The organism is Pseudoalteromonas sp. Hal040 (genome assembly GCF_037162425.1).
Lineage (GTDB): Bacteria > Pseudomonadota > Gammaproteobacteria > Enterobacterales > Alteromonadaceae > Pseudoalteromonas > Pseudoalteromonas gelatinilytica.
The window spans coordinates 105308-124130 of record NZ_JARLUU010000001.1 but is presented as its reverse complement, the minus strand read 5'-3'; the positions used below and the strand labels follow the sequence as shown (position 1 = coordinate 124130).

General features: G+C 42.4%; 15 protein-coding genes and 1 pseudogene. 1 reads left to right on the top strand and 15 read right to left on the bottom strand.

Annotation, left to right across the window (positions count from 1 at the left end):
- Nucleotides 1-2 precede the first annotated feature (2 nt).
- Together P4S60_RS00550 and proB are read right to left on the bottom strand one after the other, a co-directional pair.
- Complete coding sequence (locus tag P4S60_RS00550) at nt 3-1250, bottom strand: glutamate-5-semialdehyde dehydrogenase (protein ID WP_105180673.1); 1248 nt, start codon at nt 1248-1250, stop codon at nt 3-5.
- A pseudogene (gene proB, locus P4S60_RS00545) lies at nt 1247-2348 on the bottom strand (glutamate 5-kinase). Before proB ends, P4S60_RS00550 begins: the two are co-directional and overlap by 4 nt.
- 921 nt (nt 2349-3269) lie before the next feature.
- Here proB and P4S60_RS00540 point away from each other — a divergent pair.
- Nucleotides 3270-5129: a cation:proton antiporter gene (locus P4S60_RS00540; RefSeq protein ID WP_105175062.1), complete on the top strand. Its 1860-nt coding sequence runs from the start codon at nt 3270-3272 to the stop codon at nt 5127-5129.
- Between the two features lie 210 nt (nt 5130-5339).
- Here the strand turns inward: P4S60_RS00540 and P4S60_RS00535 are convergent, their stop codons facing one another.
- The 13 genes from P4S60_RS00535 to aroQ form a co-directional block, all read right to left on the bottom strand.
- Nucleotides 5340-5948, bottom strand: a complete 609-nt coding sequence (locus P4S60_RS00535; protein ID WP_337114636.1) for a tetratricopeptide repeat protein — start codon at nt 5946-5948, stop codon at nt 5340-5342.
- Nucleotides 5949-6060: 112 nt separating this feature from the next.
- The gene (locus P4S60_RS00530) at nt 6061-7374 is read right to left on the bottom strand and encodes an adenylosuccinate synthase (RefSeq protein ID WP_063701628.1); all 1314 of its coding nucleotides are present in this window, start codon (nt 7372-7374) and stop codon (nt 6061-6063) included.
- A 226-nt stretch (nt 7375-7600) separates the two neighbouring features.
- Nucleotides 7601-8479, bottom strand: a complete 879-nt coding sequence (gene hflC, locus P4S60_RS00525; RefSeq protein WP_337114635.1) for a protease modulator HflC — start codon at nt 8477-8479, stop codon at nt 7601-7603.
- Nucleotides 8480-8484: 5 nt separating this feature from the next.
- Nucleotides 8485-9651 (bottom strand): FtsH protease activity modulator HflK, encoded by a 1167-nt coding sequence (gene hflK / locus P4S60_RS00520; protein WP_337114634.1) that lies wholly within the window; start codon nt 9649-9651, stop codon nt 8485-8487.
- Between the two features lie 91 nt (nt 9652-9742).
- A complete protein-coding gene (hflX, locus tag P4S60_RS00515; protein ID WP_337114633.1) occupies nt 9743-11032 on the bottom strand; it encodes a ribosome rescue GTPase HflX in 1290 nt (429 codons plus the stop codon).
- A gap of 17 nt (nt 11033-11049) precedes the next feature.
- The gene (gene hfq / locus P4S60_RS00510) at nt 11050-11313 is read right to left on the bottom strand and encodes an RNA chaperone Hfq (protein ID WP_337114632.1); all 264 of its coding nucleotides are present in this window, start codon (nt 11311-11313) and stop codon (nt 11050-11052) included.
- An 80-nt stretch (nt 11314-11393) separates the two neighbouring features.
- Nucleotides 11394-12311, bottom strand: a complete 918-nt coding sequence (miaA, locus tag P4S60_RS00505; protein WP_337114631.1) for a tRNA (adenosine(37)-N6)-dimethylallyltransferase MiaA — start codon at nt 12309-12311, stop codon at nt 11394-11396.
- A 15-nt stretch (nt 12312-12326) separates the two neighbouring features.
- Nucleotides 12327-14171 (bottom strand): DNA mismatch repair endonuclease MutL, encoded by a 1845-nt coding sequence (gene mutL / locus P4S60_RS00500; protein ID WP_337114630.1) that lies wholly within the window; start codon nt 14169-14171, stop codon nt 12327-12329.
- A gap of 23 nt (nt 14172-14194) precedes the next feature.
- Nucleotides 14195-15502, bottom strand: a complete 1308-nt coding sequence (locus P4S60_RS00495) for an N-acetylmuramoyl-L-alanine amidase (RefSeq protein ID WP_337116804.1) — start codon at nt 15500-15502, stop codon at nt 14195-14197.
- Nucleotides 15503-15568: 66 nt separating this feature from the next.
- Entirely contained in the window at nt 15569-16042 is a 474-nt protein-coding gene (tsaE, locus tag P4S60_RS00490; protein WP_063701614.1) for a tRNA (adenosine(37)-N6)-threonylcarbamoyltransferase complex ATPase subunit type 1 TsaE, read from the bottom strand.
- 141 nt (nt 16043-16183) lie between these two features.
- The gene (accC, locus tag P4S60_RS00485) at nt 16184-17524 is read right to left on the bottom strand and encodes an acetyl-CoA carboxylase biotin carboxylase subunit (RefSeq protein ID WP_337114629.1); all 1341 of its coding nucleotides are present in this window, start codon (nt 17522-17524) and stop codon (nt 16184-16186) included.
- Nucleotides 17525-17547: 23 nt separating this feature from the next.
- Nucleotides 17548-18009 carry an acetyl-CoA carboxylase biotin carboxyl carrier protein gene (gene accB / locus P4S60_RS00480; RefSeq protein ID WP_063701610.1) on the bottom strand — a complete coding sequence of 154 codons (462 nt, stop codon included), beginning with the start codon at nt 18007-18009 and terminating at the stop codon, nt 17548-17550.
- Between the two features lie 30 nt (nt 18010-18039).
- A complete protein-coding gene (gene aroQ, locus P4S60_RS00475) occupies nt 18040-18492 on the bottom strand; it encodes a type II 3-dehydroquinate dehydratase (RefSeq protein ID WP_105175065.1) in 453 nt (150 codons plus the stop codon).
- Nucleotides 18493-18823: the final 331 nt, after the last annotated feature.

The window sequence follows — 18823 nt, the reverse complement described above, 5'->3', positions numbered from 1 at the left end:
GATTACTCACGAATTTGACCTTCGCCATTCACTAAGTATTTTTCAGTTGTCAGCGATTCTAAGCCCATAGGGCCATAAGCATGTAGCTTCGTTGTCGCAATACCAATCTCAGCACCTAAGCCTAATTGTGAGCCATCAGAAAAACGCGATGATGCATTAACCATCACCACAGATGCATCCACACTACGTTGGAATAACTGCGCTGCAGCTTGATCTTTAGTACAAATCACTTCTGTGTGGTTTGAACCAAATTTAGCAATGTGATCAATCGCACCTGCAAAATCAGGCACAACCTTAATTGCAATTTCTAAATCTAAGTACTCTTCACCAAACTCGTCGTCAGCAAGTACAGTGGCATTATCAAAATACTCTGCAGCTTTCGCATCTGCATTTACTTTTACGCCTTCTTGACGAAGAACAACTGCACACAGGTTTAAAAACTCATCAGCGATATCTTGGTGAACCACTAAACCTTCTAAGGCATTACACACACCAGTGCGCTGAGTTTTACCATTTAATAGTAAATTGATTGCGACATTCAGATCAGCGTCTTTATCAACATAAAGGTGGCATACACCTTTAAAGTGCTGAATGACTGGGATAGTGCTGTTTTCTGTCACAAAGTTAATTAAGCCTTCACCACCACGTGGGATGATTAAATCAATTGTGTCGCGTTGTTGCATCAGCTCCATAAGTAGACCACGGTCTGGATCTGGGATCACCGAAATTAACGCAGCAGGTAAACCATGCTTTTCAAGCACTTTGTGCATCACACTCGCAATGGCTTGTGAACTACGCAGTGCTTCTTTACCACCACGTAAAATCACACCATTACCCGATTTAAAGCATAACGCACCAGCATCAGCCGTCACATTCGGGCGTGCTTCATAAATCATACACACAACACCAAGTGGTACGCGCATCTTGCTGATCTTAATACCGTTTGGACGCTCTGAAATTTCACGTAATTGGCCTACAGGATCATCAAGGCTAACAATTACTTCTATGCCTTCAGCCATTGCTTCAATACGCTCATCGTTTAGCGTTAAACGGTCAATCATAGACGCAGCAAGGTTGTTATCACGCGCTGCTGCCAAATCGCTTTCGTTTTCTTTGATGATAAAGGCTTTATTTTCTCGCAATGCCTGTGCCATCTCAGTTAACACTTGATTCTTAGTAGCAGTATCAAGTAAAGCTAACTGGGTTGCAGCTTTTGCAGCCTGACTCGAAATATCCGTAATTAAACTCATGACTTCTCCAATAATGCGATATCTTTCTCTGAAACAACTGGGCCGATTGAATCTTGCATTTTTTCGCTAAATTCACTTTGCTCGTTGTCAGCAATAAAATTCAATAAACAGCTACTGTAATTCGCTGTTGCTTTTGCTAGACGCGTACCATCATCACTGCGGACTAAAATAGTATCGCCTACGCCAAATTCTCCATGTACCGCAACGATTTCATCGCTACGAATACAGCCATCTTCGGTTGATTTATCAATCGAACCTTCTACGACAACCTCACCTTGCTCATTTGCTGTGTGAGTCATCCAATGCACAGCTTCTTGCATTGGTTTGTCATATGGTTTGAAGATAGTACCTGGGTTATCACCCTCTAACAGTCGGTTAAACGTCTGTTCTTTAAAACCATTTAAGATAAAGGTTGTAATACCATGTGAAGTGGCTTTTTCTGCCGCTTCAATTTTCGTTTTCATACCACCTGTACCAACTGCGCTGGTTGCACAGCCGGCCATGGCATAAATAGATTCATCAATGCTATCTATTTCAGGTAGCAGCACTGCATCTTCATGTAAATTCGGGTTCTTGTCATAAAGACCATCTACGTCCGAAAAGATCATCAATGCATCTGCATCCGCGACTGGCTGCAACCATTGCCGACAAGTTATCGTTGTCGCCAACTTTTAAATCATCGGTTGTTACCGTGTCATTCTCATTAATGATTGGTAACACACCATGTTCAAGTAAAGTGAATACGGTTTCACGAATACTGGTGTAACGCTCACGGTCACGTAAGTCACCGTGGGTTAATAAAATTTGTGCCGATGGAAAATCAAAGAAGCGATCCCACATTGCCATCATTTCTGTTTGACCAGCAGCCGCCATAGCTTTTTTCATCGTTACTGAACGTTTTTCTTGTTCAGGGAATAAATGCGAACCAGCAGCTACCGAACCCGATGATACTAAAATAACTTCGATACCTTGCGCTCGACAACGAACGATGAACTGTGCAATGGTCAGTAAATAACGTGAACGACACCCATCTTGTTCTGGTGCGATTAACGCGCTACCTACTTTTAGTACTATACGTCGCCATTTAAACTTTTGCATAACTGTTCAACTTTCCATTTTACTATCTGTTCAGTGCCAATTTGCCACTGATTAAAAGACTCGCGTTTAGTGTTACTAAACGCACTGACTATTATCACTTTGTCAAACCACTTATCTATGCACACGACTACGCCACGCAAGTACTGCGATTAGATATAGCACAACTTTTATTCAGTCAGTAGACCAAACGGTTATAAACCATAAGTTGATTAAAAAAGATAAGTGTTGTTTATGTATCGCTGTAAAAAGCTGTGTGCGGCTTTTATTAATCACAACATACATAGAGCCTATACAATCAGGTACACCAGCAGATAGGGTGTAGATTGTATGACCGAGATTTAGCCGCCACGATGGGGGCTAAACATTGACCAGATAATGAACTTATATTCTATTCAACACGTAATAAATATACACTGAACGTTAGCAAGCTCATTTCTATTTAATTAGAAAACAAAGTGTATAAAACACTAAATATGTTACAACCAACTGATTAATTAAAGATAAAACACTAAACAAGTGTAATATCACTTATAAAAACTTAGATATCAAATTGTTTGAACACGAAATATAATACGGGAAATCAGGGGCAAAGATCAAGGGCAAAAAGTAATCATAGCTTTTATACTTGCCATAAATGTTAGAAATAGACACTTTTTAACAATGAGTTAGTGAGCAAGATGCATGGCATAATGATTTTTTACCAATTAATCTGATTTTTGTTCTTAAAAGCACCCCAAAAAGTAGTAATAACGACTAAAATCGTATTTGAAGCAACAAGTTTGCTTGTGTCCATGACGGTGAGTAGGCTTTAATAGGCAAGCATTTTATTTAAAAGTTCAGCGGCTAACTATCGTCTTCAAACGCGATTATCTATGGTGTTGGTATTTTTTAAATAGTAGTAACTAAAGGATAATTCATTCTATGTCAGCAATTTATATAGCAGGGATCGCCTTGTGCTCGGTATTAGCACAATGGGTAGCTTGGGCGTTTCGTGTACCGGCTATTTTATTTTTACTACTAACAGGTCTAGTACTTGGTCCTTTCAGTGGCATTTTAGAACCCGACGCATTATTAGGTGACTTATTATTCCCTGTAGTCTCTCTTAGCGTTGCTGTGATCTTATTCGAAGGCTCACTGACCCTTCACTTTAGAGAACTAAAAGGTATCGGCAAGGTTGTTCGTAATCTTTGTTCAATCGGCATGATCACAACTTGCTTAGTAATAAGCCTAAGCGCATATTGGATTTTAGAGCTTAACTGGCGGGTTGCCGCAGTGCTTGGTGCAGTACTTGTTGTTACTGGCCCTACTGTTATTGCACCGCTGTTAAACTCTATGAGACCGACCCAAGATATCGACCGTATTTTGCGTTGGGAAGGCATAGTAATAGACCCTATTGGTGCCTTGTTTGCTGTATTGGTGTTTGAAGCTGTTATGCTTGTAGGCCAAGGCGAAGTACTCAGTCATACCATTATCGCTCTATTTAAAACCTTAGGTGTTGGATTAACGATTGGTGTGGTAGCAGGTTGGCTCACTACATTGCTAATACGCCGCGAATGGCTACCGTTCGAATTACATAAATTTGGTATTTTAGCGTTAGTACTGATTAGTTTTACGGTTTCTAACCACCTTAGCCACGAATCAGGTCTTCTCGCTGTTACTGTGTTTGGTATTTGGCTTGCGAACCAAGATGAGCTCGAAATTGACTCAGTGCTAGAGTTTAAAGAAGACCTGTCGATGATCTTAATCTCATCGTTATTCATCTTACTTGCTGCCCGTCTACAGCTCTCTGATTTAATGATGTTACATAGCGATGTGTTTATTTTCTTAGCCATCGTGTTATTTGTAGCCCGTCCTGCATGTATCGCAATCTCGACCTTTAAAACCGATTTACCACTTAAGTCTCGTTTAGTTCTCTCGTGGATTGCGCCACGGGGTATTGTTGCCGCGGCGGTAGGTTCTGTATTCGCGTTAAGTATGGTGGAAGCCGGCATTGCTGATGCAGAGAAAATCGTGCCACTTATCTTCACGGTGATCATCGTGACAGTGGTATTGCAAAGTCTGACAGCTACGCCCTTGGCAAAGTTATTAAAAGTACGTCAGCCTGCGCCAAATACCATTTTAATTATTGGTGCAAACCATGTAGCCCGCGCCATTGCCTGCGGCCTAAAAGATCAAAATATTCCAGTGCATTTGTCTGATCCGGCATGGGAGAACTGCAAAATGGCACGTATGGATGGCTTACCTTGTTACTATGGTAATCCACAATCTGAACATGCTGAACGTTATTTACCATTAACGACGATTCGTAGTGTTCTCGCGCTTTCGCCTAACCGCCACCACAACGCATTAGGTGTGCAGTACTTCTCGCATTTACTTGACGAAAAAGATGTGTTTTCACTGCGCTCTTCAACTAACCATGCTAAGGCAAACAAAGACAGTGCGACCTTCTTATCTCGACAAATTCTGTTCGGCGACAATGGCGCTTATGCGCGCTTAAGTAGCTTAATTGCCAAAGGCGGCAAGGTCAGTGCAACACGTATTTCTGATGAGTTTAGCTGGGAGCAATACAAAGAAGTAAATAGCGAAGCTATCCCATTGTTTATCTTGCATGGCGAAAAGACAGATGATGATGATTCACCTATAAAAATTCGTCCGTTCACTACTAACATGGAAAAAACTCCGCAAGTAGGTGAGCGAATTGTGGCGCTACAACCGCCTAAATTGTCGGTGCTGAAAGACCCGAACAACGGCAAACCAAAAGAAAATAAAGAAGAGAAATAATACCAATTCGCTTAATAAAGTGGTCAATTTTGAGGCAATAAAACCTCGTTGATAACAAGGCAAAAATTTCGTTATTTAGTTGTTCTAAATCAGAAATTTTTAACGCAGGTAGCGACAGGTTTAATCCCTCAAAATGATTAAGTATTATTGCGGATTGGTATAATAATGAGGCCAGCATTAGCTGGCCTTTTTAAATGTATTTGTATTTACCTACATAGGTAAGCGTGCGCGTGCTACGACGCTGTCTGGCATTTTCTCTGCAAGCTGTGCAAGTAGGTGCTCAATTTTTTTGTGGGTGGCTTTATCGGCAACCATTGAGTGGAATAACCATCGGTAGGCGTCTTCATAATCACGCGGACTACCATAGCCTTGATTAAATAGGTTAACCAAACGCATTTGTGCCTTTAAGTTGCCTTGGGCAGATGCTTCTCGTAAATAGGTGACTGCCATCGCTTTATCTTGCTGCACTAACTGGCCAACATCATAGTAACGACCAAGCTGCTCTAAAGCCGCGCCTAGCCCTTGCTGAGCGGCCTGACGCATGTAATAAACCCCTAACTCTACATTACGGTCTACACACACTGCATACGCTAGCATATCGCCATACAGGAACTGATATGAGGGCAGTGCCATTTTATTGGCTCGCGCCTCGATATCTTGCACTAACTGGCAATCATCTGCCTTTACACGTGCTAGGTGGGCATTTTTATTGATCAAGCCAATTAACTCGCTCTCTGTGTACAGAGGCACTGCAGTTATTGGCTCTTCAGCCATGCTTAGGCTTGAGAAGAGTAATGTTAAAGGCAATAAAACACGCATCAAAGTCACTTAAGTAAAGTCAGTCTTAGCAAATAATATACAATTATCATTCCAGAGTGAATTTCGGGCACAAAAAAAGCTGCCGAAGCAGCTTTTTGAGTCACTATGACAATTATGCAAACGGGCTGCGTAATACCATAGTTTCTACACGGTCAGGACCTGTAGAGATGATATCAACTGGAACACCAGTGATTTCTTCAATACGTTTGATGTAATCAAGTGCCGCTTGCGGTAATTGATCAACTGACGTAGCACCTACTGTGTTTTCTGACCAGCCTGGCATCTCTTCGTATACTGGTGTTACTTTCTCGTAACCTTCAGCCGCTAATGGCGTAACGTTCGTTACTGTGCCATCTTCTAACTGGTAACCAGTACAGATTTTTAATGTTTCTAAACCGTCTAAAACGTCTAGTTTAGTTAAACAGAAACCTGAAATGCTGTTGATTTGAACTGCACGGCGCATTGCCACTGCATCTAACCAACCAGTACGGCGTAAACGACCAGTCGTTGCACCGAACTCATGACCTTTTTCACCTAAGTGCTTACCTACTGGATCTTGTTTATCAAGACCGTCGTAAAGCTCTGTAGGGAAAGGACCAGAACCTACACGCGTTGTGTAAGCTTTGATGATACCTAACACGTAATCAAGGTGTAATGGACCAAAACCAGCACCTGTCGCTACACCACCAGCCGTTGTGTTTGATGATGTTACGTACGGGTAAGTACCGTGGTCGATGTCAAGTAATGTACCTTGCGCACCTTCGAATAAGATATGGTCGCCCGCTAAACGCGTTTGATCAAGTAGCTCAGTAACATCAACAACCATTGCTTTTAAGATATCTGCGATAGCCATTGCATCGTCAAATGTCTTTTGGAAGTCAACTGGCTCAACTTTGTAGTAATGCTCTAACGTGAAGTTATGGTATTCCAATACTTCTTTAAGCTTGCTAGCAAACTGTTCAGGGTTGAATAAATCACCTACACGTAAACCACGACGTGCTACTTTGTCTTCATAAGCTGGACCGATACCACGACCTGTAGTACCAATTGGCTTATCGCCACGTGCTTTTTCACGGGCTAAATCTAATGCAATGTGGAAAGGTAAAATTAATGGACATGCTTCGCTGATTAATAAGCGCTCACGTACTGGTACGCCACGCTCTTCTAGCATGCCGATTTCTTTCATTAATGCTTCTGGTGATAAAACAACACCATTACCGATCACACACTTAACATTGTCACGTAATACACCCGATGGAATAAGGTGTAAAACCGTCTTTTCACCGTTGATTACCAGAGTATGGCCTGCGTTATGACCACCTTGATAACGAACTACTAAAGATGCTTTGTCTGTAAGGAGGTCAACTACCTTACCCTTACCTTCGTCACCCCATTGGGTGCCTAGTACAACAACGTTTTTACCCATTGCAAATTCACTTAGAAAAAATTAGGACGAGATTTTATCAGAAAACGAGGTGAAAGATCACCCCGTTTAGCTTATTTTTTCTGCGCCTGAATTTTTATCATCTCAATTAATCAAACAACCGCATGCAGAACAGAGGTTTATAAACTAGCTAAGGATAAAAATTAATCACGTGCAGAAACAAAAAAAGCCCTACAAGCTGCAGGGCTTTTCATCACACAAATAGTAATTATTGTGCTTTTGTACCTTTCATATAATTAAAGAAGTCGCTATCAGGTGAAATCACCATCACGTCTTGCTTATTTTTAAAAGTGTTTTTGTAAGCCTCTAGGCTACGCACGAAACCGAAAAACTCTGCGTCTTTGCTGTAAGCGTTAGCATAGATAGCGGCAGCATCGGCATCACCTTGACCACGAACAGTACGCGCATTACGCTCAGCGTCTGCAAGCATTACTGTTACACGGCGGTCGACTTCTGCACGAATTGTTTCAGCTTTTTCTTGACCTTCAGAGCGGTGCTCTTTTGCTACCGCAGTACGCTCAGCGCGCATACGTTGGAAGATTGAGCTACTCACCTCTTGCGGTAAGTTAATTTGCTTAACACGTACATCAAGTACTTCAATACCTAGCTCTTGCGCACTTTCAGACGCTTGAACTAATGCTTCTTCCATCAGCTCACTACGCTCACCAGAAACAATCTCTCTGATAGTACGAGAACCGAAGTTAGTACGTAGACCATTGTTTACCTTTTGCTTAAGGAGTGTTTCAGCGTATTGCTTATCACCACGAGCACGAAGGTAGAATGCACTAAAGTCATTAATGCGCCACTTCACATAAGAATCAACGATTAAGTCTTTTTTCTCACTTGTTACGAAACGGTCAGGTGCACCATCTAGCGTTTGAATACGTGCATCTAAACGACGTACTTGGCTAAAGAAAGGCACTTTTAGATGTAAGCCAGGACCATACACTACAGCCTTATCATCACTGTCTTTTTCAACTTTGCTGAATAACAGTACGATTGCTTTCTCGCCTTCTTGCACGACAAAAATCGCTGAGAAAGACAGCACAACTGCAAGGGCAAGTATTACTAAACTAAAATTTTTCATCTTGCTTATCTCCCCTCATTAAAACGGTCAGTTGCGAAACGGTCATTGCTTGAATTTACCGTGCTGTTACGTGATGTGTTTAGCTTATTGCGAAGATCTTGAATATCACTTGAGCTTGGTAGTGCAACACGTGTTGCTGTGCCTTGCTTTTCCATGATTTTATCAAGTGGTAAATACATCATGTTATTACCGCCTTCAACATCAACTAACACTTTAGAGGTGTTACCTAGCACTTCTTCCATCGCATCAATGTAAAGACGCTTACGAGTTACTTCTTTCGCAGCTTGGTACTCAGGTAATAGCTTTTCAAAACGTGCCACTTCACCTTGTGCTTCTAATGTAATACGTTCACGATACGCTTCTGCTTCTTGTGTCATACGGGTTACTTGACCACGAGCACGAGGTTCAATTTCACGAGCATAGGCCTCTGCTTCACGGATGAAACGCTCTTCATCTTCTTGTGCAGCAATTGCATCATCAAATGCGTCTTTTACTTCGCCCGGCGGACGTGAATCTTTAAAGTTCACATCGCTTACAATAATACCTAGATTGTAAGGCTCGATAATTTTGTTTAGCTCATCCCATGTTTGTTGACGCACTAACTCACGACCAGTTGTTAGTACTTGGTCCATTTTCACATGACCAATAACATAACGAAGCGCACTATCAAGGGCTTGTTGTAAGCTGTGATCAGCATCAGTAACGCTGAACTTGTAAAGATGTGGGTCGATAACACGGTACTGTACTTCAAACTCTACATTTACCACGTTTTCGTCTTCTGTCAGCATGAAGCCTTTAGCAGATAACGAGCGAACCGCTTCGATATCAACCGGGATCACACGTTCAATGAAGGTCATTTTCCAACGTAAGCCAGGTTCTGCAATGCGATTGTATTGTCCAAATTGTAAAACAATACCGCGCTCAGCTTCTTTTACCGTGTAAATACCACTTAATGCCCATACGATGACGGCAATAATAAGGATGAAAGAAATGCCTGCGCCACCAAGTCCGCCGCCGCTTTTACCTGGCTTATTACCACCAAATAAACCGCCAAACTTGTTGCCGAACTTACGCATTACCTCGTCTAAATCAGGTGGGCCTTGATCTTTTCCGCCTTTATTATTCCACGGATCTTTATCATTGCCATTATTACCCGGTTCATTCCAGGCCATAGCTATACTCCATTGTTATCTAAATGAATTAGGTTAAATCTATCAAATCTACAGCATTTCTCATACTAAAAAAGACAAATGCTGGTGATTTTTAGTTAGTCGCTATGAAAGAGTTGAGATCCTGTCCCATCTCTTTTTTCAAGCGATTCCATTCTGCCATTGGCAAGCGTACCGATAGTAACCAGTTCCCTTGCTCATCAAAACTCTCTTGATGAACTGCGTTTAAGTTAAACAGTGCTGCACGAATACGACCATGCTGAGGTGGTAATTTTAGATCGTCAGCAAACATTTTCTTAGCAAGTAACTCGTTAATTGCCTCACTCAGCAGCTCACAACCAACACCTGTTCGTGCCGATAACCACACCCGTACTGGTTGGCCTTCGTCATTTCTATCTATACGTGGCGCAACGTCATCGAGTGCATCAATTTTGTTATAAACCAATAATTGCGGCACTTCATCTGCTTCTATCTCTTTTAAAACAGACTGTACTTGCTCAATATTTTCTTTTCGACGTGGGTCTGCCACATCGATAACGTGTAACTGTAAATCCGCTTCGCGGGTTTCCGTTAAGGTTGCTTTGAATGCTGCGACAAGGTCATGAGGTAAGTGACGAATAAAACCTACCGTGTCAGCTAAAATAACTGGCCCAATATCACCTATATCCAACTTACGTAAGGTTGGATCAAGCGTTGCGAATAACTGATCTGCTGCGTACACATCAGAATCTGTAATACGGTTAAATAACGTTGATTTACCCGCATTGGTGTAACCAACCAGTGACACAGTGGGTATTTCATTTCGCGTACGCGCACGTCGTCCCTGCTCACGTTGAACAGCAACTTTATCTAAACGAGCACGAATATTTTTAATTCTTGCACGTAGCAATCGTCTATCGGTTTCGAGCTGGGTTTCACCCGGACCACGTAAACCTATCCCCCCTTTTTGTCTTTCAAGGTGGGTCCAACCACGGATCAGGCGAGTAGAAATATGGCGTAACTGAGCTAACTCAACCTGAAGCTTACCTTCGTGAGTACGCGCTCGCCGCGCAAAAATATCAAGGATCAAACTCGTACGATCAAGAACACGGCACTGACAAACGCGCTCTAAATTGCGTTCCTGTGACGGGCTAAGTTGATGGTTGAAAATGATGACATCTGCATTGTGGATTTTGACAGTTTCAGCGATTTCTTCTGCTTTTCCGGTACCGACGAAAAGTTTCGGATGCGGTGCTTGACGACTGCCTTGCACAATCGCCAAACTACTAACACCAGCAGAAGATACCAACAACTCTAATTCGTGAAGATCTTCGCGATCCCCCTCTTTAGGTAAGTCGATATGAACTAAAACTGCCTGTTCGCCGGCTTCATAACGGTCAAACAAGCATTACGCTCCTAAGTTTAAAAATTTCCAGTTTCTTGCTCTTCTGAATCATCACTTCCTTGAACGCCTTGGAAGTTAACAGAACGCGCTGGAACAACAGTTGAAATAGCGTGTTTATACACCATTTGATTTACGGTGTTTTCAAGTAAAATAACAAATTGGTCAAATGACTGGATTTTACCCTGTAATTTAATGCCATTAACCAAAAAGATTGATACTGGAATGCGCTCACGACGTAACGCATTTAAAAATGGGTCTTGTAACGACTGGCCTTTTGCCATGTTATTTTCCTTCGTTCTAGGTGTTATTATAATTAAGTAGCTGAACTAATTTAACAAAGCTAAAAAACTTCCAGCTACTACTAGCTTAGCGAACTTACTACACGTTGCAAGTTTTCTTCATCACCCGTGGTCAACCAAGTTACTTCAGGCCAACCTCTTAACCAAGTCAGTTGTCGCTTGGCTAACTGCCGTGTGGCTGCAATACCACGAAAGACCATCTCATCATAGTCAATTTCGCCAGCAATGTAATCCCACATTTGTCTATAACCCACACAACGAATCGAAGGTAGGTCAGGGTGTAAATCCTTACGTTTATATAGGGATGAAACTTCATTTTCAAACCCCTGATCGAGCATTATTTTAAACCTTTTCTCAATTCGCTGATGTAATTCACTGCGATCATCAGGCGCAATGGCAAATTGATAGAAAGTATAAGGAAGCTCAGGCTGCTTTTGTTTTTGCAGCTCAGTCATTGTTTTACCTGTTATACGATACACTTCTAATGCGCGATTAATACGTTGCGAATCATTTTCGCTCATTTTTTTCGCTGCATCTGGATCGATTTTCACAAGTTCTTTATGCAAATGTGGCCAGCCAAACTGCTTTGCTTCCTTTTCGAGTTCAGCACGTACTTCAGGTGATGCCTCTGGTAGCGGTGATAAGCCATCAATAAGCGACTTAAAATACATCATTGTACCGCCAACCAATACAGGTACTTTACCTTGCTTATGAAATAGATCAATCTTTTCAATTGCATCACGGCGAAAATCCGCCACTGAATAACTTTCTGCTGGGTCAATAATATCAATCAAGTGATGCGGCGCACGAGCAAGCTCTTCGGCATTTGGTTTTGCCGTGCCGATGTCCATATCTTTATAGACTAATGCTGAATCAACACTGATTATTTCTGTGTTTAAATGATCACACAGCGAAATTGCTAAGTCTGTTTTCCCTGCAGCGGTTGGTCCCATTAAAAAAATGACGGGTAAGTTATTCAAGCCTAAATACCTTGCTTAATTTAAAAACTGAGATAGTTCTATTTTAACCGCTTTTTGACGTAAACGTTGCATAGTTTGTGGATTATTTTCTAACCGAGCCACTTGCTCCATAAAGGCCTGACTTGCGTAATAACGTGCGGGTATTTGCTGAGCTAACCAAGCTAGCCATTCATCGAGTGAACTTGGAGAAGCTTTACAGCCAGTAATAAGCCGCTCAATAGCATCACTTACATCAAGTAAATACACGCAAGGCGGAAGCTTCTTCACCATCACAAACTGTTTTTCTATTACTAAATCAAAACCAAGTAAGGTAAACCAAGACTGCTGAGTATTTAGCGCGCTAATATCATCAGCGCTTGCATTTACTCGCACGGGTAACAATAGAGCTTTGCCATCAAGGCTGCCCGCTTGTTCTACTTGGGCTTGCCAGTCGAGTGCTAATGCATGCTTAAAGTGCGCTGCAAAGAGTTGATGGTCTTCGCTAAATACGCACTCGCCTTCACGTACGTGGATGAGTTTTGCAAGCTTAGCTTGCTCAACAACAGGTGCTGCAATGCTTGGCTCTGGGCGTACTTGGTCAAAATGCGCAGCATGTTGCTCACTGATCCCTTGATAAAAAGCATTTACATCTTGATGCGATGTTTTACTGCGTCCTTGGCTGTCGCCACTAAACCCACCGCCAGAGCGCCCTGCTCCTGTTGCCCCTGAATAACTCGCTGAACGTGTTGGCTGTAATTCAGATTTCGGATAATCATACTGCTCTGTTGGCGCTGATTGAATAAAACTTGGCTGCGTGTTGCTTTGGAGTGTCTCATTCAGCGGAACATGCTGAAAAGCAGTGTCATTGTGCTCTGCAAAACTGGCCTCATGCTGAAGTGGCACCACAACTTGTTTTATTGCCTGCAAAATAAAGTCATGCACTAAACGGCCTTGATGAAAACGCACTTCATGTTTAGCCGGGTGCACGTTTACATCGACCTGACGAGGGTCAATATCAATATAAATAACAAAACCGGGCAGCTCTTCTGAGCCTGCGACTTCTTCAAAGGCTTGGCGAATAGCATGCAAAATAAGTTTATCGCGCATCATGCGATTATTCACGTAGGTATATTGTGTGCTATTTGCTGAGCCCACGGGTAATACCCAACCTCGCAGCATCAAACCAGCCTCACCTGATTGAATATGCAGCCCCTGCTCACTAAATGCTTTACCCGCCACTTGTGCAACACGACTTATCGCTTGCTCTGGGTTTGGCTTAGCACGGTATTGACGCACGACCTTGCCGTTATGCGTTAGCGTTATAGACACATCAAAGCGACTCAGCGCGATCCGCTTAATAAGCTCATCAATATGTGAAAACTCGGTTTTCTCGGTACGAAGAAACTTACGGCGTGCAGGAGTATTAAAAAATAGATCCTTTACCTCAATGGTGGTGCCGTCAGGGTGTGCAGTTGGCTTAACCTGTACCGCCATGTCACGGCCTTCTGCAAATGCTTGCCATGCTGCTTCTTGTTGTTGTGGTTTTGAGCTCAAGGTTAAGCGAGAAACAGAACTAATTGAAGCTAACGCTTCACCACGAAAACCCAGCGAGCAAATATTCTCTAAGTCATCAAGAGATTTTAGTTTACTCGTCGCATGGCGCGATAACGCTAAGGTCAGTTCATCTTTATTAATGCCTGAGCCATTGTCGCGAATACGAATTAGCTTATGGCCACCACGTTCAATATCAATTTGTATACGCGTAGCGCCTGCATCTAAACTGTTTTCAACGAGTTCTTTAACAACGGAAGCAGGACGTTCAACCACTTCACCGGCAGCAATTTGGTTCGCCAATCGCGCGGGTAGTATTTCTATGCTCATAGTGTTCCTAACACGAAAATTGACTAGCTTTGGGGGATATCAAGCTCTTGACCAATAAACAAAGTATTCGATTTTAAGTTATTAGCAGTTTTTAATTTACTAACCGAGGTGTTGTATCTGTTTGCCAAAATACTTAACGACTCGCCCGGACGTACTTTGTGTTTAGTCGGAAATTGCGATTTTAATTTCGCAAATAACGAATCATCCGGTGGATTTTGCAGATAATAACTTTTAATTGATGTGAAAATTGCTTTAGCTAAGCGCTCTTGATGCTGCGCTGTTTTTAATAATCGCTCTTCACGCGGATTAGAAATAAAGCCGGTTTCGACCAAAATAGACGGGATATCTGGCGATTTTAATACAGCAAGACTGGCTGCCTGCGGCACTTTTTTATGTAGTTTGGCTACTTTTTTTAATTCACTCACCACTTCTTCTGCGACACTAAAGCCCGTTTTCATTGAGTGGTCCATCGACATATCTAATAGCGCTTGAGCTAAATATTTTTCACTCGCAGTATCTTTTAATACCCCAGCTGCACCACCTAAAAGCTCGGAGTGTTTTTCTTTATCCTCGATCCATTTACCGATTTCTGAGTTAGCACGACGAAGCGATAACACCCACACAGAGGCCCCGTTTGGCTGCGGGCTGGTAAACGCATCTGCATGGATCGAGACAAAAAAGTCTGCTTTTTTCTCTCTCGCAATACTGGTGCGCGTATTCAAGTTTACAAAGTAATCACTGCGGCGCACCATGCGCGAAATCATGCCCTTTTCAGCATCTATCATTCGTTCTAAGCGCTTGGCTATTTGTAGCGTGATATCTTTTTCGTAAGTGCCCGATGGGCCAATTGAGCCAGGATCTTCACCACCGTGACCCGCATCAATCGCAATAACGATATCACGCTCTTGCTGTAGCTCACGCTTTTTAACACTGGTATTCGTTGCAGCCACAGGCTCAGCTTTCGGTGTTTTGTCTACAAGGTCAACGACTAAACGGTGTTTGTAAGGATCGGTAGGCAATAAGGCAAACACCACTGGTTTAGTGGCTCGCGCTAATTCAAAAACAAACCGTACACTTTTACTATCTTTTGGTTTTGAGTAACGCAGTTTTGAAAGTATCTGATGCTTTTTAGGGATATCAGGCAAGCTATCAAGCTTATCAGTATCTTTTAAGTCAATCACTAAACGGGCTGGGTTCTTCAGCATGAAATAGCTAAAATCAGGTTTATCGTTTAAATCAAAGACCACACGGGTGCTATCTGGTGAGGGCCAAACACGTACGCTATTAATCGTATTTTGTGCGAGCACAATCTGGCTCACAACCAAAAACATTAAAATAGTTAATAGTTTAAACGTACAACGACCCATTTTTACTCGTACACCTTTATTTTTATTAGTTTATTCTTGCGCGCTCTTAAGTTGCTTAACAATTGCCTGACCGCGGTCAGTTAAGCTGTTAATAGTAATCGCACGCGCTTCGCCTTCATAGCGTAGGGTGATATCAAGATCCGGTGTTGGGATAAATTCGCCGCCTTTTTCTGGCCATTCCACAACACAAATAGCCTGTGGTGAAAAATAGTCGCGAATACCCATATATTCAAGTTCTTCAGGATCACCTAAGCGATACAAATCAAAGTGATAAACATCAGCTTTAGCTAATTGGTAAGGTTCAACCAGTGTATAAGTTGGACTCTTAACCTTACCTTGATGACCGAAACCTTGCACGATACCACGGGTTAATGTCGTTTTACCGGCACCTAAGTCACCGTGTAAATAAATAACAGCTCCTTGCTCCATTAATGCGGCAAGTTGCTTACCCATATTAACCGTTGCTGCTTCATCAGCGAGTGGAAAACCAACACTGTCGGTCATTATTACCTCATGAAAAACGAAAAAACATTACTTTGTTAATCATACCAGAATATTTTTGTAAGGCGAGAATCGCTCTTATGCCTAATTTGACAAAAAAAAGCCGGCAAAGTTGCCGGCTTTTTAGCTTAAACAGAATTTTGTTTACAGACCTAGTTTCTTCTCAAGGTAGTGGATGTTTGTACCACCGTTTTGGAAGTTTTCATCTGCCAAGATTTTCTTGTGCAGTGGTGTATTGGTCTTGATGCCATCAATAACTAATTCATTTAACGCATTGCGTGAACGAGCAATCGCTACATCACGGTTCTCACCGTAACAGATCAGCTTACCAATCATTGAATCGTAATGAGGTGGTACTGTGTAATCTGCATAGATGTGGCTGTCCCAACGAATACCTAAGCCGCCAGCAGGGTGGAATCGCGTGATTTTACCTGGTGAAGGAATGAATGTTTCTGGGTCTTCCGCATTAATACGGCACTCAATTGCATGACCACGAATAACCACATCTTCTTGTGTGAATGATAATGGCTGGCCAGCAGCAATTTTTAGCTGTTCTTTGATTAAGTCAACGCCAGTAACCATTTCTGTTACTGGGTGCTCAACCTGAATACGGGTATTCATTTCGATGAAATAGAACTCGCCGTTTTCGTATAAGAATTCGAACGTACCTGCACCGCGATAACCGATTTCGATACACGCACGAGTACAACGGTCACCGATAAACTTACGCATTTCAGCTGTAATACCTGGTGCTGGTGCTTCTTCAACTACTTTTTGGTGACGACGTTGCATAGAACAATCACGCTCACCTAAGTGAACTGCATTGCCTTGACCGTCAGCAAGTACTTGAACTTCGATATGACGTGGGTTTTCAAGGAATTTTTCCATGTAAACCATACCGTTACCGAAGAATTGCTTCGCTTCTTGTTGCGTTAGTGCAATTGAATCTACTAATTCTTTTTCGCCGCGCACAACACGCATACCACGACCACCGCCGCCGCCTGCTGCTTTAATGATTACAGGGTAACCAATACGCTTAGCGATTTGAATATTGCGCTCGTTGTCTGCGGTTAATGGGCCGTCAGAACCTGGTACACATGGTACACCCGCTTTACGCATCGCTTCGATTGCAGAAACTTTATCACCCATTAGACGAATTGTGTCGCCTTTAGGACCGATAAATACAAAGCCGCTTTGCTCAACTTGATCAGCAAAGTCTGCATTTTCCGAAAGGAAACCATAACCTGGGTGAATAGCAACCGCGTCTGTTACTTCTGCCGCTGCAATAATGCGCGGGATATCTAGGTAACTTTCGCTTGCAGCTGGTTTACCAATACAAATTGTTTCATCTGCCAGTAACACGTGCTTAAGATCACGGTCTGCCGTTGAATGCACAGCAACAGTTTTGATCCCAAGCTCTTTGCAGGCGCGCAGTACGCGAAGTGCAATTTCACCTCGGTTTGCAATGACTACTTTATCTAACATAGAGTTGGCCTTTTGTTGCGCTATTATTCAATGATGAATAAAGGTTGATCGAATTCTACTGGCTCGCCATTTTCAACTAAGATAGCTTTTACTGTGCCTGCTTTATCAGATTCGATTTGGTTCATCATCTTCATTGCTTCAACGATACATAACGTGTCGCCAACATTTACTTTTGAACCTACTTCTACATAAGGCGCTGCTTCAGGAGAAGCTGCTGAGTAGAATGAACCAACCATAGGTGATTTAACTTGGTGACCTGTTGGTGCTGCTGGCGCTGCGTCTGCTGCTGGTGCTTCAGCCACTGGAGCTGGTGCCGCCGCTGGAGCAGGTGCTGCAAAATGTTGCGGCGCATACTGCATTGCAGGTGCTGCAGCCATGTTGCTACGATTGATGCGTACTGATTCTTCACCTTCAGTGATTTCTAATTCAGCAATACCAGATTCTTCTACTAGTTCGATAAGTTTTTTGATCTTGCGAATATCCATTGATCGACCCGCCTGTTAGTTATTTAAAAATTAATGTGTGTTTTGCAACCGGCTAACAGCAGCTTCAAGTGCCACCTTATAACCCATTGCTCCTAATCCAATAATGACGCCTTGTGCCACATCCGAAAAATACGAATGATGGCGGAATGCTTCGCGAGCATGCACATTAGTTAAATGCACCTCGTAAAAGGGAATGTTTACACTAAGCAATGCATCCCGTAAGGCTACGCTAGTATGCGTAAATGCAGCAGGGTTAATAATAATTGCATCAACCACTTGCCATGCATCGTGAATACGTTCTATTAATGCTGCTTCACTGTTACTTTGGAAATGCGTTAATTCAACATTGTGACCCGCAGCAACCTGACTAAGTTCGGCTATAATCTCATCAAGAGATTGAGTACCGTACTTTTCTGGTTCACGCTTGCCAAGCATGTTTAAATTTGGCCCATTTAGAACTAAAAGTTTGAATTTTGCAGCCATAATACGCGATATATCCTATAAGTAAGCAGTTTAACCATATTCACCATAAACCCACGCTTAACCTAAGCGTGTTGATGTAAAATAGCAACTATTTCTCACGTTAACCACCTATTATAGATATTTCGACGTAAATAGCAGCAAAATACTGGTCTAATCACTACCTATTCGTGGTAAAGGCAGGCACAGCAAGGCACACAACAGGGTCATTCTGAGCATTTTCCTGCTGATAAATTGAACTTTACCAAGTGAAATTACGACTTTTCATTGAAAACCACCATTTTTTACGAGACAGAAACAAAAAACGCCACTCAGATGAGTGGCGTTTCGCTAT